Below are 13,590 nucleotides of genomic sequence, written 5' to 3'. Positions count from 1 at the left end.
GTGCCTTTACCGGGCATGTAACGCGCGAGGGCGGGGGGCGTAACACGGGTGTAGCACGCTGCCGGGCATGAGCGAGGTCACCGACACCCACTGCCCGTACTGCTCGCTGCAGTGCGGGATGTCGCTGCGCACCGGCCGACCGGACGGTACCGGGGGCGCGGCGGGCCCGGCAGCGAACGAGGCGGCCGGCCCGGCGCCGGACCCGGCGGTGGACCCCGTGGTGGAGGTCGTGGAGCGGCCCTCGTTCCCGGTGAACCGTGGCGCGCTGTGCGGCAAGGGCCGCACCGCGCCCGCCGTGCTCTCCTCCCAGGTGCGCCTGACCGAGCCGCTGGTAAGACGACGCCCTGGCCCCGGCGGACTCGAACCGGCCACCTGGGAGGAGGCCCTGGACACCATCGCGCGGGAGCTGGTGCGCACCCGCGCCTGGCACGGCCCGGACGCGGTCGGGGTCTTCGGCGGCGGCGGGCTGACCAACGAGAAGGCGTACGCGCTGGGCAAGTTCGCGCGGGTGGTGCTGGGCACCTCCCAGATCGACTACAACGGCCGGTTCTGCATGTCCTCGGCAGCGGCCGCGCACCAGCGTGCGTTCGGTCTTGACCGGGGTCTGCCGTTCCCGCTGGAGGACGTCTCCCGCACCGGCTGCGTGATCCTGGTCGGCTCCAACCTGGGCGAGACCATGCCGCCGGCGCTCCGCTACTTCCTGGAGCTCAAGGAGCGCGGCGGCAAGCTGATCGTGGTCGACCCGCGGCGCACCCGCACCGCCGAGCAGGCCGATCTGCACCTGGCGCCCCGGCCCGGCACCGATCTCGCGCTCGCGCTGGGCCTGCTGCACCTGGTGGTCGCCGAGGGCCGGGTGGACGAGGAGTTCATCACGGAGCGGACGGCCGGCTGGCCCGAGGCGCGGGCGGCGGCGATGGCGCACTGGCCCGAGCTGGTCGAGCGGATCACCGGCGTCTCGGTGCCCGAACTCCGCGCCGCGGTGCGGATGTTCTGCGACGCCGAGTCGTCGATGGTGCTGACGGCGCGCGGCCCCGAGCAGCAGTCCAAGGGCACGGACACGGTGGGCGCCTGGATCAACCTCTGCCTGGCGACCGGCCGGGCCGGCCGCCCGCTGTCCGGGTACGGCTGTCTGACCGGCCAGGGCAACGGCCAGGGCGGCCGCGAGCACGGGCAGAAGGCCGACCAGCTGCCCGGCTACCGCAAGCTGACCGACCCGGCGGCCCGCGCGCATGTCGCCGGGGTGTGGGAGGTCGACCCGGACTCGCTGCCCGGGCCCGGGCGCAGCGCGTACGAGCTGCTGGACGCGCTCGGCGGCGAGGCCCGCGACGGCGGCATCCGGTCGCTGCTGCTGATGGGTTCCAACCCGCTGGTCTCGGCCCCGCGGGCGGCCCATGTGGAGGAGCGGATGAGGTCGCTGGACTTCCTGGCGGTCGCGGACGTGGTGCTCTCGGAGACCGCGGAGCTGGCGGACGTGGTGCTGCCGGTGGCCCAGTGGGCTGAGGAGACCGGGACGGTGACCAATCTGGAGGGCCGGGTCCTGCTGCGCCGCGCCGCGCTGGCGCCGCCGCCGGGTGTCCGCACGGATCTGGAGGTGCTGAACGGGCTCGCCGCCCGGCTCGGGGTGGAGAAGGGATTCCCCACCGACCCGGAGGAGGTCTTCGACGAGCTGCGCCGGGCCACGGCCGGCGGCCCCGCCGACTACTCCGGGATCACCTACCAGCGGATCGTCGCCGAGGACGGGGTCTTCTGGCCCTGCCCCGACACCGGCCCGGACTCGGGCCCGGACACCGGCCCGGACTCGGGCCCGGACACCGGCACGCGTACGGTCCCGGCCCCCGGCCCGGCGCCGGAGGCCGGGCCGCAGCCGGGCGCGCGGGCCGGCGCGGCCGGGGCACCCGAGGTGGCCGGCACAGCCGAGGTGGCCGGTGCGGCCGGGGCATCCGAGACGGTCGGGGCTGCCCACCCCGGCACCCCCCGCCTCTTCCTGGACCGGTTCGCGACGAAGGACGGGCGGGCTCGCTTCGTGCCCGTCAGCCACCGCCCCTCCGCCGAGGAGCCGGACGCCGACTATCCGGTGCTGCTCACCACCGGGCGGGTGTTGTCCCAGTACCAGTCCGGGGCGCAGACCCGCCGCGTCGCCGAGCTGAACGCCGCCGCCCCGGGCCCGTTCGTGCAGCTCCACCCCCAGCTGGCCGGGAAGCTGGGTGCGGCCGAGGGCGATCCGATCGCGGTGGTCTCGCGCCGGGGCCGGGCGGTCGCCCCGGCGCGGATCAGCCGGGACATCCGCCCGGACACGGTGTTCATGCCCTTCCACTGGGCGGGTGAGGGCCGGGCGAACAGCGTCACCAACCCGGCCCTGGACCCCACCTCGCGGATGCCGGAGTTCAAGGTGTGCGCGGTCCGGCTGGAGCTGGCCGCCGGCTCATGACTGCGGGCCGCAGAACTCGGCCGAGACCACGGCCTTGCCACCGCCGGTCCAGTCGCCGTTGAAGTTCAGCGCCACCGAGTGGCGCCCGTCCTTGGTGCTGAACGCCTGCGAGGTGGAGCCGTGGATGCCGCCGGAGTGGCCCCACACCTTCACTCCGCAGGTCGTCTCGTACTCGATCAGGCCCAGCCCGTAGCGCTGGCGCGGCAGCCCGCCCTCGGTGGAGACGGTGGTCATCATCTGGTCGAGCTGCGCGGGCCGCAGCAGCCTGCCGCGGAGCAGGGCGGTGTAGAAGCGGTCCAGGTCGGAGGAGTTGGTGATCAGCTCGCCCGCCGCCCAGGCCCAGGACGGGTTGAGTTCGGTGACGTCGTAGGTCTTCCCCGGGTCCTCCTCGAAGGTGGAGTACGCCCGGCCGCTGGGCCCGGGGACGTCGGACCGGGTGCCCGGGAAGCTGGTGGCCCGCAGCTTCAGCGGCCCCAGGATGCGCCGCTCGACCTCCGCGGCGTACGGGTGGCCGGTCACCTTCTCGACGATCAGCCCGGCGATGAGGTAGTTGGTGTTGGAGTAGTGCCAGGAGGTGCCGGGCTCGAAGTAGGGGCGGTTCTTCAGGGCGGCGGCGATGACCTGCTGGGGCGTCCAGGTGTCGTAGCGGTGCTCCAGGAAGTCGATGCCCATGACCGTCTTCTTGAACGCCGCGTCTTCGGTGAAGTTGAAGATCCCGCTGGTGTGGTTCATCAGCTGGCGCACGGTGATCTTGCTGCCGTCGTGGCCGTTCCCGTCGACCAGGCCCGGCAGATAGCTGTCGACCGTCGCGTCGAGGTCGACCTTCCCCTCCGCCTGGAGCTGGAGCAGCACGGTCGCCACGAACGTCTTGGTGATGCTGCCCGCTCTGAACCGGTCGTGCATTCCACGCTCGCGCCGCGTGGTGAGGTCGGCCACCCCGGAATGGCCGTTCCAGACCCCGTCCTCGTCCCGGGCCTGGCCCACCACACCGGGTACGCCCTGCTTGACGGCCGTGTCCATGGCGGCCTGGGTGGCTTGGTGCCCGGTGTCGCTCGCCTCCGCCGCACCGGCGGCGGGCGCGGTCAGCACGGCCGCCCCCAGCGCCGCGGCTGCCGTCACGCCCACCAGGGCGGCGCGGGTTACCCCTATCGCGCGTATCTCCATGTGCGTCAACCTTCTCTCACCGATGGTGCCGTCTCACTCGTCCAACTCCCTTGCGTGCGGGGGCGGTACGCCGTGATCGCGAAGAAGGTTGACACATCCGACTCGGCTCGCGACACCGGAAACCGGAACTGATGGACCGTCAATTACTTTACGTCTCCACCGACTTCATGGTGGCCTGACATCCAAGTCACCCTTCGCCGACGTTTCCCGGACATTCATTGAAATAGCCAGAAATGGCCGCATTGCCATTTCGCCCAACCCTTCGGAAAAGGCGCTCGAAAGCGGCTGATCGACCACCAGGAAAACGATTCTCCCGGCCCTCTTAACTCGGCTCGCCACAGGCCGCCAAAAAACCGGCCACCCGACCCTTTTCAGGATCCCGTCTGCATATAGGAGGCGGGCACGCCAAGCCCGCGAATCAAAGAGTCCCAGGTCAGGGCAGCAAGCCGACTCCCGCACCCCGGCATCCATCCCTTGACATGGATGCACACGCAAAGGCTCGTAGTCTTCATTACATAGGAATAAGCGCTGTGCGCACTACCTCACTCTGGCGGCTCTGGCGATTTCCCGATGAATATCCGGGGATATCAATTGCAGAGCCCAAGATGAGATGAGACTTCCCTCCTCTTGGCTCTGCCACCACTCGCCACCGGAATCCATGCCCAAGCGGCAGAGAAAGGAAGGTTCGTGTACCACAACCCCCTGGATGCCATCGCGCAGTCTATCGCCGGGAAAAGGGCGAACGTCATCATCAACCACAAGCTGACGGGCGGCCACCTCATGAAGGCCATTGACCTTCAGCTGGTTCCCACGCCCATCCGGGATATCCCGGTGGCCGACCGGAAGCCGCACCTGTGGCAGGTCCACTGCGACGCCGTGACCGATGAGGGCAACGCCCTGTACCGGTTCACCAACGCCTTCGACGGCAAGGCCATGGCGATCGACCCCAAGAATCCCAGGGGCGGCGTCCTCTTCCAGGACCCGCGCCCGGGCGACGAGAACAGCCCCGAGGCATTCGCCCAGCGGTGGTTCCTGGACCCGACGAGCGAGGGCACCTACAACATCCGCCCGTTCTCCACCCCGGACCATCTCCTGGGGACGGAGAACAAGGATCTGAAGAACAGCGGCTGCTTCCGCGGCCTTCCGGATGACGAGGGCGACGTCTCCGGCCACATCCACGGCGTGACGTTCAACACCGAAGGCGGGCAGAAGGACCCCAAGTGCAACACGCGCAGGTCCTCGAACACTCAGGGCACGGCCGGCCACTGAGAAAGGCAGGCTGCTGCGGCCGCTCCCCCGGCCGCAGCAGCCGTCCGCCACGGCCCGTCCACCACGGCCCGTCCGCCGCGCCCCGTCCACCGCGGCGCGCCCACCACGGCCCGTCCGCCGCGGCCGACTAACGGATCGTGGTCTCCTCGACCACCCAGGCCAGATAGGCGTCACTGCCATGGGTCACCGCGGTGGCGATGATCTCCGGGTTCTCGTAGTCGTGCGCCTGCCGGATGTGCGCCTCCAGCTCCGCGTACCTGGCGGCGGTCGTCTTGAACAGCACCTGCCACTCGGCTTCCGCCTCGACCACCCCCTGCCACCGGTAGACCGAGGTCACCGGCTGGCTGATCTGCGCGCAGGCCGCGACCCGGGCCTCCACCGCGCCGCGCGCCAGCGCCTCCGCCTTCTCGGGGGTGTCGGTGGTGGTCAGTACGGTCAGGAAATCCGCCATGGTGCTGCCCTCTCCCTGCCTCTCTCCCCGCGCGGGCGGACGACTGCTCCGCCCGCCGGTGCCGCCGCGCGACTGGCGGGCTCCACGCTAGCCGGTGACGATTGAGACGTACCGCTGAATCGAGGCAAGCCCATGGACGACCTCACCGCGCTCGCACGCCAACACCTTGACCAGGCCCACACCGATCCGCACGGCCGCAGCGCGCACCTGTTCCTGCACAGCGGCCCGCTGCGGCAGAGCGTGATCGCGCTGACCTCCGGTACCGAGCTCGGCGAGCACGACGCGCCTCCGGCCGCCAGCCTCCAGGTGCTGCACGGCCATGTGCGGCTGACCGCGACCGAGGGCGATCTGGACCTGATCGCGGGCCAGGTGCAGGTCATACCGCCGGTGCGGCACGGGCTGCGGGCGATGCAGGACTCGGTGGTGCTGCTGACGGCGGTGACGGCGACGACGGGGTGCCCTACGCCGAGTGAGTGAGCTCGGCGCCGGCGCCGAGCCGCTTGCGGTCGGGTTTGCCGACCGCGGTCAGCGGGATGTGGTCGAGGACGTGCAGCGCGGCGGGGGCGTACATCCGGCCCATGTGCTCGGTGACGAACTCCCTGATCTCGGCGAGGTCCGGCACGCGCGCGGCCCCCGGGACGATCGCGGCGTGCACCTCCTCGGTCGCGTCCGCGCGGCGCACCCCGAAGACCGCGCAGTGCGCCACGGCCGGGTGGGTGAGCAGCAGCTCCTCCAGCTCCGCCGGGTACACATGACCGCCGACCACGATGATCATGTCCTTGAGCCGGTCGACGATGAAGAGGTAGCCGTCCTCGTCCAGATAGCCCGCGTCGCCGGTGTGGGCCCAGCCGTCCCGTATCACCTCGGCGGTGCGGTCCGGCTGCTTCCAGTAGCCGCTCATCAGCATCCGGGAGCGCACCTGGATCTCGCCCACCTCTCCCGGCGGCAGCAGGGTGCCGTGCTCGTCGCGGATCGCGACCTCCACTCCGGGCGCCGGGCGCCCGACGGTGATCTGGCCACCGTGCCCGGTCACGGCGTGTTCCCGCGGCCCCACCTCGGAGATCCACCCGGCTTCCGTCTGACCGTAGGTGCCGTGCAGGACGGGCCCGAGCAGCTGGGCGGCCTGGCGCAGCCGGGCGGGTGAGGCGGGGCAGCCGCCGTAGTTGATCCGGCGGAGGGAGGAGGTGTCGGGCACCTTCCCGCCCCGGGGACTCTCGATCGCGTCGAGCAGCTGGTACAGCAGCGGCGGCAGCAGCCACAGATGGTTGATCCGCTCGCGTTCGACCGCGGCGAGCACCTCGTGGGGGTCGAAACCCCGTTGCAGCACCACCCGGCCGCCGGCGAGCAGCGCGGTGTCGGCGACGAGGCCGGCCAGGTGGGCGAGCGGGGTGCAGGCCAGGTAGCAGGGCGCGGCCGTGGCGGAGTCGGAGGCGGTTGCGGTGGCGGTGGTGCCCGGGAGCGCGGCGCGGGCCTGGAGCATCCGCACGTACGCGCCGTGGGCCATCCGGACGCCCTTCGGTATCCCGGTGGTGCCGCCGGTGAAGCGGATGCACCAGTCGTCCTCGGGCTGGGCGACGCTCGCCATCCGCCGCCCCCGGTGCCGGGCCGCGTACGCGGTGAAGTCCTCGGCGAGCGGGCTCGGCCCGAAGGAGAGCACCACCGGCTCGGCCACCCGGCCGCCGGGCTCCCCACCCGCCGATGGCGGCGTTCCGGGCGGGACGTCCGCGTGGAGCGGCGTCCTGGGAGAGCCGCCGCCGGCGCGCAGATGGGCCAGCAGCGCCTCGGCGGTCGTGACCGCCTCCGGCTCCACCAGCAGCAGTTCGGTCTCCACACTGGCCACGATGACCGCCAGCGTCTCCGCGGCCATCCCCTCGTAGAGGGAGATCACCCGCGCGCCCAGCAGATTCGCGGCGTACCGCGCGCTCAGCGCCTCCGGCCGGTTGCCGGCCAGGATGGCGACGCTGCTGCCGCGCCGGATGCCCCGGTCGGCCAGCTCGGCGGCCATGCCGTGGACGCTCTCGTGGAGGGCGCCCGCGGATATCCGTCCGCCGTCGGCGGCGATCAGCACCGTGTGGCCGGGATCACCGGCGAGCCGGTCGAGGATGAGCTGCACATACGACACGAACGGCCGCTCTGCGCTGGGTTGTTGTGTGATCAATTGATCTGCCATGGAGTCGACGCTAGGCCGGATTTTTGATGCCTTCCACGACCAATTCAGCCATGAAATCATGCTCGTGGCGTTATCAACGGAGGGGGCGGGCGATGGATCTGCTGGCACTGCGCTACTTCCAGGCGGTCGCACGCCATGAGCACATCAGCCGCGCGGCGCAGCAACTGCGCGTCGCCCAGCCCTCGGTGAGCCGGACCATCGCCCGCCTCGAAGCCGAACTGGGGGTTCCGCTCTTCGACCGCACCGGCCGCCGGATCCGGCTGAACCGCTACGGCGCCGCGTTGCTGCGCCGGGTGGACCGGGCGCTGGGCGAACTCGACGACGCGCGCCGCGAGCTCGCCGACGCGGCCGGTGCCGACCACGGGACGGTGACGGTCGCCGCGGAGACCCTGATGCCGCTCACCGGGGTCATCGCCCGCTTCCGAGCCGCCCACCCCGCCGCCCACCTGCATCTCTTCCAGTCGACGGGCGAGGCGATGGTCCGCCGGCTGCGGGACCGCGAGGTCGATTTCTGTCTGGCCTCCCAGCCCCTGGTGACGACCGGTTCCGCGCTCCGGGAGGTCGAATTGCTGCGCGAGGAAGTGCTGCTCGCCGTACCGGTCGGCCATCCGCTGGCCGGGCGCGACCGGGTTTCGGTGAGCGAGCTGGCCGGTGAGCCGATCGTCACCACCCGCCCCGGCTACTGGCAGCGCGCCGTGCTGGACCGGCTCTTCGCCGACGCCGGGCTGCGCCCCGCCATCGCCTGCGAGGGCGATGAACTGGGCGCCGTACAGGACCTGATCAGCGCGGGCACCGGGGTCGGCGTGCTGCCCGAGCTCTGCCGCGCGGCCGCCGCCGACCATGCTCCCGTCGCCTGGCTCTCCCTCGACGCCCCTGACTGCGTCCGGGTGCTCAGCCTGGTCTGGCGCGAGGACGCCTATCTCTCCCCGGCCGCCCGGCGCTTCCGCGACCTCGTGATCGACGGCTTCCGCACCGCGGGCACGGGAGCGCCGACCCCGGACCGCGCCCCGGTGACCCCGGTGCCGTGACCACGCCGCCGTCGCCGCGCCCCCGTGACCGCGGTGCCGTAACCGCGCTGCCCTGGCCACACTGCCGCAAGCGGGAGCCCGTGACCGCGGGCGCGCCCGCCGGTGTCACTTGCAGACCATGGCGCCCTTGACCTTCGGCCATGCCTCGACACCGTCCGCCGTGCGGACGTACGCCGTGGACCCGTCCGCGGCCAGCCACAGCGTCCAGTCGCCTCGCCGGTATCCGGTGGCCTTCGCGTCCTCGGGCAGGGTCGCGTCGCGCCGGTAGCGGGAGGTGAGCATGGACGGCGACAGTTTCTTCTCCGGGTCGCGGGCGTACATCGCGCCCTTGGCGTCCCCGCTCTTGTCCTTGCGCTTGTCGTCCACGCCCAGATCCTGGAGCAGCCGCCCGCTCACATCCAGGAAGTGCGCCCGCTGCCACTGGCAGTGCTCCGGGCCGTCACCGCTGCTCAGCCTGGAGACGGGCACCCGGCGTCCATCGGCGTCCGTCCAGATCTCGTACGGCTGGTCGTCGGTGAAGCTCGCCGGGAACTCCGCCGGGTCGCACCAGGCGCTGGTCTCCGGCCCCCAGCCGGGCCTCCCCGGCTGGTCCCTGGCGACGATCACCGCGGCCTTGGTCTTCTCGCCGACATCGAAGGAGTAGAGCACGCGCGCCTTCTCCTCGCGCTCCACCCGCCAGCCCCGCTCGGGCAGCTCGGGCTGCTCGATGTCGAAATACGCCCGCAGGCCCTCCTCCGGACTCCCTCCCCCGTCCCCCTCGCTCCAGGAATCGCTGCCCCCGCCGCCGTAGAGTTCCCCCGTGCACTCCAGCGCCAGCCCCGCGGCCCCCGACGCGCGGCGCGGGCTCTCCGGTCGGTCGTCCTCAGCCGCGCGGGTCTTCACGTGCAGCGCGCCGCGGTACGGCCTGGCCGCCGGCGTCCCCTCGATCACGAGGCCGTCGGCACTCTTCCCGTCGTCGCACCCCGCCACCGCGGCCGATGCCGCGAGGACCACGACCGCCAGCACGCTCGTCCTGCCCTTGCGCATACCCACCCCTGCTTCTCCCCTGATGCGGCTGCGGATCACGTCTCGCGCCGCTCGGACGTAACGGGCGCGCGGGTGGTTCCGCGCCAACACGGGCAAACGGCTACGGAAGGTCGAGCTCGGCCCAGACCTCCTTGCCGCCGGTGCACGGCCGCACGCCCCAGCGGGCGGCGAGGCTGTCGACGATGAGCAAGCCGCGCCCGAACTGATCGTCTGCGGCGGGGATGCGGGGGCTGGGCACCCGCTCGCCGCGCGGGTCGGCGACGACGATGCGCAGTACGCGGGCGGTGAGGGTGAGTTCGACGCGGATGAGCTCTCGGTGTAACGAGCCGTGCAGCAGCGCGTTGGTGAGCAGCTCGACCAGGACGAGCGTCGCGTCCCCGGCGAGCTCCTTGTGGCCCCATTCCCCGACGAGACGCATGGTGCGCTTGCGGGCGATCGGGATGCTGCCGGGGAACGGCGTGTAGTTGAGGCGGTCCAGGTAGCGGATCGGGGCGGGTTCGTGAGGCTGGGCCATTGCGTACCTCCAGGTAGGCAAGCGGATGCCGTGTGGGTCGCGCGTTTTGCGGTGCGCGACCAGTTCGCAACGGACCGTAGGACTGCCTCGGAGATCCTTTCAACCTCTTCCCGATAAATATCCACCGATCGAGTTGCGTGGGACCGGCCATCGCAGCAGACTTGCGGCAACAGCGAGGAGGAGCCGCGCGGTGACAGTCGGTCAGGCAACGCAAGGCAACAGCACATCGTCGGTCTTGGGGCGCCGCCTGGGTGGCGAGTTGGTCAAGCTCCGCACCGCAGCGAACCTGACGCAGCCGCAAGCGGCCAAGGCCCTCAGCGCATCAACCGCCAAGGTCACCAAGATGGAGCGCGGTTGGGTACCCATACGGGACCCGGACATCCGCGTGCTGTGCGAGCTGTACGGTGTGACCGATCCCGCGAGGGTGGGCGGCTTGCTGGAATTGGCGCGGGTTGACCGGGAGCGCCGCAAGGCGAAGGGCTGGTGGAACGACTTCTCCAGGCTCGGCGACATGCACGAGTACGTAGCCCTGGAGAGCGCGGCGACCACCGTCACCATGTGGCAGGTCGGGTACGTACCGGGGCTGCTCCAGACCCCCGCCTATATTCGCGCGTTGAACAGCGACGAACAGTTCGTCTCCGCTCGGCTCGCGCGGCAGCGGCGTCTCACCGAGGCCACGCCCCTTGCCTTGCGGGTCGTCATCTTCGAGGCGGCGCTGCGGAACCTCGTGGGCGGCGCCGAGGTGATGAAGGAACAGTTGACCCACCTGCTGGGCGTTGCCGCGAGGCCGAACGTCACTGTGCAGGTGCGGCCGTTCAGCGCTGGGGCTCACCCTCAAATGGACTCGGCCTTCAACATCATGTCGTTCGCCGAACCGGGCGCGATGGACGTGGTGTACATGGAGGTTCCCTTCACCCGACTGTGGATCGAGGGCGGAGAAGGGGCTGCACAGCACGTAGAGCTGTTCGAGACAATCGCCAGGCAGGCCCTCAGCGAGGGTGATTCACACGCGTTCATCAAGCGGATCAGCGAGGAACTGTGAGGCATGCCTGACTTTGAGTACCACAAGTCCAGCTATAGCAACGGCGAGCGCGAGTGCGTCGAGGTCGCTACCAACGTGCCCGACACCGTAGCCGTACGCGACTCCAAGGACCCCCACGGCCCCGTGCTCCGCTTCGAGCCCACCGCGTGGGCGGACTTCACGGCGGCCGTCGCGGCGGGGCGGTTCGCGTAGACGCGAAGAGGGAGCCCCTTCGCCGGGATGGCGAAGGGGCTCCCTCTTCGATCAACTACCGCAGCGGGCAGGCGACAGCCGGATCCGCGCGGTTGGGGCAGCACACCACGGTCAGCGATACGAACCGCGTGCCCACCGCGTAGCAGCCCCAGGACACGTCACCGCCCCAGCCCAGCGTGTCCACCGCCAGGGCGAGCTGGGTCTCCAGTGGTGGGTGGAGGGAACCGCGTGTGACGTGCTCACCCATCTGTTCCGCCAGCCAGTCGGCGGCCTCCTTCGGGTGCATGTGCGTCGCCCGGATCAGCCGGGCCGGCTTGCGCAGCCAGTGCGCGACCTGGAGCGGCGGGAGATCGGATGTCGCGAAACCCGGCCCCTCGGGGCGACGGTCGCGCTCCCGGTCGAAGTCCGGCTTGTGACCGGCCCAGGAGTAGGCGTGGAAATGCACGTCACGCGGAACGGACGAACCGGGCCGGGTCGATGCCCGCCGCGTGCAACTCCTCGGCGGTGAAGCGGAGCGGGTCCGCGTCGGGCCGCTTGCTGTCGCCCAGCGCGTAGGCGCCGTTCGCGCCGGGGATCGGAGCGAGGGTCACGCAGGTCTCGGGCGCGTCCGGCGGGTTCCCGCCGCAGGCGGTGGGGCGGCTGAACTCAGCTCCGATGAGGCTGAGTTCGTAGAGGTTGATGTCACGCATGGAATGACCCCTTCCTGCTCGGGCGGCACGGCCGTATGCGGTGGCCGTGCCGCGTTGAGCAGGAAGGTACGGAGAGCGGTGGAGCGGTTTCTATCGACTTGCGGGGACTTGCACGGGTTCATCCGAGTGCGGCGCGGGCGTCCTCGATGAGTGCACGGGCGTGCGCGTCGTAGACGGCCATTGCGGAGAGTGCCGCATGGGTTCGGGCGTAGATCTCGACCTCTCGGGTGGTGGTTACCGTGACCTCCGAGTCGGGGAGTTCGACCTTCGCCTCCGCCTCGTCGAAGAGGTAGAAACCTGTCGTCGGCCACATGGCACGGTCGGCGCTCATCGGGATGACGCCGAACCGCACCCGGGGCATCGACGTAGCGTCCCGCAGGTGGTCGAGTTGGGCAGCCATGGTCTTGGCTCCACCGATACGTGCCCGCAGGACGGCCTCCTCCACCAAGATGTGGAACTCATGCTCGCCTTCATGGAGCACCCGCTGTCGCCGGAGGCGCCCGGCGACGGCCGCCTCGGTGTCATCGGGCATGCCATAGAAGGGGATGATCAGACCCATGAGCGCTGTGGCGTAGCTCTCGGTCTGCAACAGGCCGGGCACCACACCCGGCTCGTAGACGCGGAACTGGCGCGTGCGCTCGTACTGCGGCACGCCGGACTGCTGCAGATCGCCGAGGCCAGTCTGGGTGACTGCGCTCCAAGGTACGTAGGTCTCGTCGGGCATAAGGCTCTCCTTTGTGGGGTCACTCCAGCGCGTCGATGGCTGCGGTGATGAGCGACCGGGCTTGGGGGCCGTAGACAGCGAAATTGCTCAGCGCACGGAATGTCTGTGCATACATGGTGATCTCGCGGGGTTGCGTGATGGTCAGGAAGGCGGACACAAGCTCCACGTTGACCAGCTCGCAGTCGAAGATCCAGAAGTCCTCAGTGGGCCGCATCGCTGTGCGGTCGGCGGCGAAGGGGATGATGCCGAGGCTGACGTTGGGGAAGGATGCCACCACGAGCAAGTGGCCCAACTGCGCGGCCATCGTGTCGCTTCCACCCATTACCGTCCGCAGCACGGACTCTTCCAGCACGATGGCGAACCGGTGATCTCCCTCGTGCATGACCCGCTGGCGTCCGAGCCGAGACAGCACCGCGTCTTCGACATCGTCCGGCAGACCGCGACGCCGGGCCACTGCTTGCAGGACAGCCCTCGTGTAGGCAGCGGTCTGCAACACCCCAGGAATCAACCAGGATGCATAGACACGGAAGTTCCGGGTCCGCTGGTAGAGCGGCAGAACTGAATCCTGCACCCTCGCCAGCCCGGCGGTTTCCAGGCGCTGCCACTCGACGTACATCCCTTCGACGCCACGCGCGGTAGCGATCAGGTCGGCAGTCTGATCTCGCGCTCCGCAGTGCAGGGCCCATACACGGATGTCCTCCTCCGACGGGGCGGTTCTGCCGTTCTCGATGCGGGATGACTTCGACTCGGACCAACCGGCACGCTCGGCCAGCTCCCGAGCGGTGAGACCGGCGTTCTTCCGAATCTCCCGAAGGCGCTGGCCGAGGGCCTGTTTGGCTTGCTGAACACTGGAAGACGGCGAGTTCACGCCATCAGTGTGCTGGATCAACCGT

General features: G+C 70.5%; 15 protein-coding genes. 6 read left to right on the top strand and 9 right to left on the bottom strand.

Going from position 1 to position 13,590, the window contains the following annotated elements:
• Positions 1–67: 67 nt before the first annotated feature.
• Positions 68–2,428 (top strand): molybdopterin oxidoreductase family protein, encoded by a 2,361-nt coding sequence (locus tag AC4BDD_RS21055; RefSeq protein ID WP_490687007.1) that lies wholly within the window; start codon positions 68–70, stop codon positions 2,426–2,428.
• Here AC4BDD_RS21055 and AC4BDD_RS21050 read toward each other — a convergent pair.
• A complete protein-coding gene (locus AC4BDD_RS21050) occupies positions 2,423–3,592 on the bottom strand; it encodes a serine hydrolase domain-containing protein (protein WP_490687006.1) in 1,170 nt (389 codons plus the stop codon). The genes AC4BDD_RS21055 and AC4BDD_RS21050 overlap by 6 nt on opposite strands.
• 687 nt (positions 3,593–4,279) lie before the next feature.
• Here AC4BDD_RS21050 and AC4BDD_RS21045 point away from each other — a divergent pair.
• Complete coding sequence (locus AC4BDD_RS21045; RefSeq protein WP_490687005.1) at positions 4,280–4,861, top strand: RICIN domain-containing protein; 582 nt, start codon at positions 4,280–4,282, stop codon at positions 4,859–4,861.
• A 127-nt stretch (positions 4,862–4,988) separates the two neighbouring features.
• On the opposite strand, the gene cutA is transcribed toward AC4BDD_RS21045, so the two are convergent.
• Positions 4,989–5,312, bottom strand: a complete 324-nt coding sequence (gene cutA / locus AC4BDD_RS21040) for a divalent-cation tolerance protein CutA (RefSeq protein ID WP_490687004.1) — start codon at positions 5,310–5,312, stop codon at positions 4,989–4,991.
• A gap of 132 nt (positions 5,313–5,444) precedes the next feature.
• On the opposite strand from cutA, the gene AC4BDD_RS21035 reads away from it, so the two are divergent.
• Positions 5,445–5,789: a cupin domain-containing protein gene (locus AC4BDD_RS21035; protein ID WP_490687003.1), complete on the top strand. Its 345-nt coding sequence runs from the start codon at positions 5,445–5,447 to the stop codon at positions 5,787–5,789.
• Here AC4BDD_RS21035 and AC4BDD_RS21030 read toward each other — a convergent pair.
• Positions 5,773–7,482, bottom strand: a complete 1,710-nt coding sequence (locus AC4BDD_RS21030) for an AMP-binding protein (RefSeq protein ID WP_490687002.1) — start codon at positions 7,480–7,482, stop codon at positions 5,773–5,775. The two genes, AC4BDD_RS21035 and AC4BDD_RS21030, sit on opposite strands and share 17 nt — an antisense overlap.
• Before the next feature lie 92 nt (positions 7,483–7,574).
• On the opposite strand from AC4BDD_RS21030, the gene AC4BDD_RS21025 reads away from it, so the two are divergent.
• Entirely contained in the window at positions 7,575–8,510 is a 936-nt protein-coding gene (locus AC4BDD_RS21025) for a LysR family transcriptional regulator (RefSeq protein WP_490687001.1), read from the top strand.
• Between the two features lie 105 nt (positions 8,511–8,615).
• Here AC4BDD_RS21025 and AC4BDD_RS21020 read toward each other — a convergent pair whose 3' ends face one another.
• Entirely contained in the window at positions 8,616–9,536 is a 921-nt protein-coding gene (locus AC4BDD_RS21020; RefSeq protein ID WP_490691870.1) for a hypothetical protein, read from the bottom strand.
• A gap of 100 nt (positions 9,537–9,636) precedes the next feature.
• Positions 9,637–10,050, bottom strand: a complete 414-nt coding sequence (locus tag AC4BDD_RS21015) for an ATP-binding protein (RefSeq protein WP_490687000.1) — start codon at positions 10,048–10,050, stop codon at positions 9,637–9,639.
• Positions 10,051–10,240: 190 nt separating this feature from the next.
• On the opposite strand from AC4BDD_RS21015, the gene AC4BDD_RS21010 reads away from it, so the two are divergent.
• Together AC4BDD_RS21010 and AC4BDD_RS21005 are read left to right on the top strand one after the other, a co-directional pair.
• Positions 10,241–11,092, top strand: coding sequence for a helix-turn-helix domain-containing protein (locus AC4BDD_RS21010; protein ID WP_490686999.1), 852 nt, complete (start codon positions 10,241–10,243; stop codon positions 11,090–11,092).
• Between the two features lie 3 nt (positions 11,093–11,095).
• Positions 11,096–11,284, top strand: a complete 189-nt coding sequence (locus AC4BDD_RS21005) for a DUF397 domain-containing protein (protein ID WP_490686998.1) — start codon at positions 11,096–11,098, stop codon at positions 11,282–11,284.
• Between the two features lie 55 nt (positions 11,285–11,339).
• Here the strand turns inward: AC4BDD_RS21005 and AC4BDD_RS21000 are convergent, their stop codons facing one another.
• From AC4BDD_RS21000 to AC4BDD_RS20985, 4 genes are all read right to left on the bottom strand, one after another.
• Positions 11,340–11,729, bottom strand: coding sequence for a hypothetical protein (locus tag AC4BDD_RS21000; RefSeq protein ID WP_490686997.1), 390 nt, complete (start codon positions 11,727–11,729; stop codon positions 11,340–11,342).
• A gap of 1 nt (position 11,730) precedes the next feature.
• Positions 11,731–11,973: a DUF397 domain-containing protein gene (locus tag AC4BDD_RS20995; protein ID WP_490686996.1), complete on the bottom strand. Its 243-nt coding sequence runs from the start codon at positions 11,971–11,973 to the stop codon at positions 11,731–11,733.
• 118 nt (positions 11,974–12,091) lie between these two features.
• Complete coding sequence (locus AC4BDD_RS20990; RefSeq protein WP_490686995.1) at positions 12,092–12,697, bottom strand: DUF5753 domain-containing protein; 606 nt, start codon at positions 12,695–12,697, stop codon at positions 12,092–12,094.
• Between the two features lie 19 nt (positions 12,698–12,716).
• Positions 12,717–13,565 (bottom strand): helix-turn-helix domain-containing protein, encoded by an 849-nt coding sequence (locus AC4BDD_RS20985; protein WP_490686994.1) that lies wholly within the window; start codon positions 13,563–13,565, stop codon positions 12,717–12,719.
• Positions 13,566–13,590 lie beyond the last annotated feature (25 nt).

The sequence above is a fragment of the Streptomyces sp. JLBT605 genome (assembly GCF_058215555.1).
Note: the sequence above shows the minus strand (reverse complement) of the source record. Positions and strands in the feature narration are given on the sequence as shown.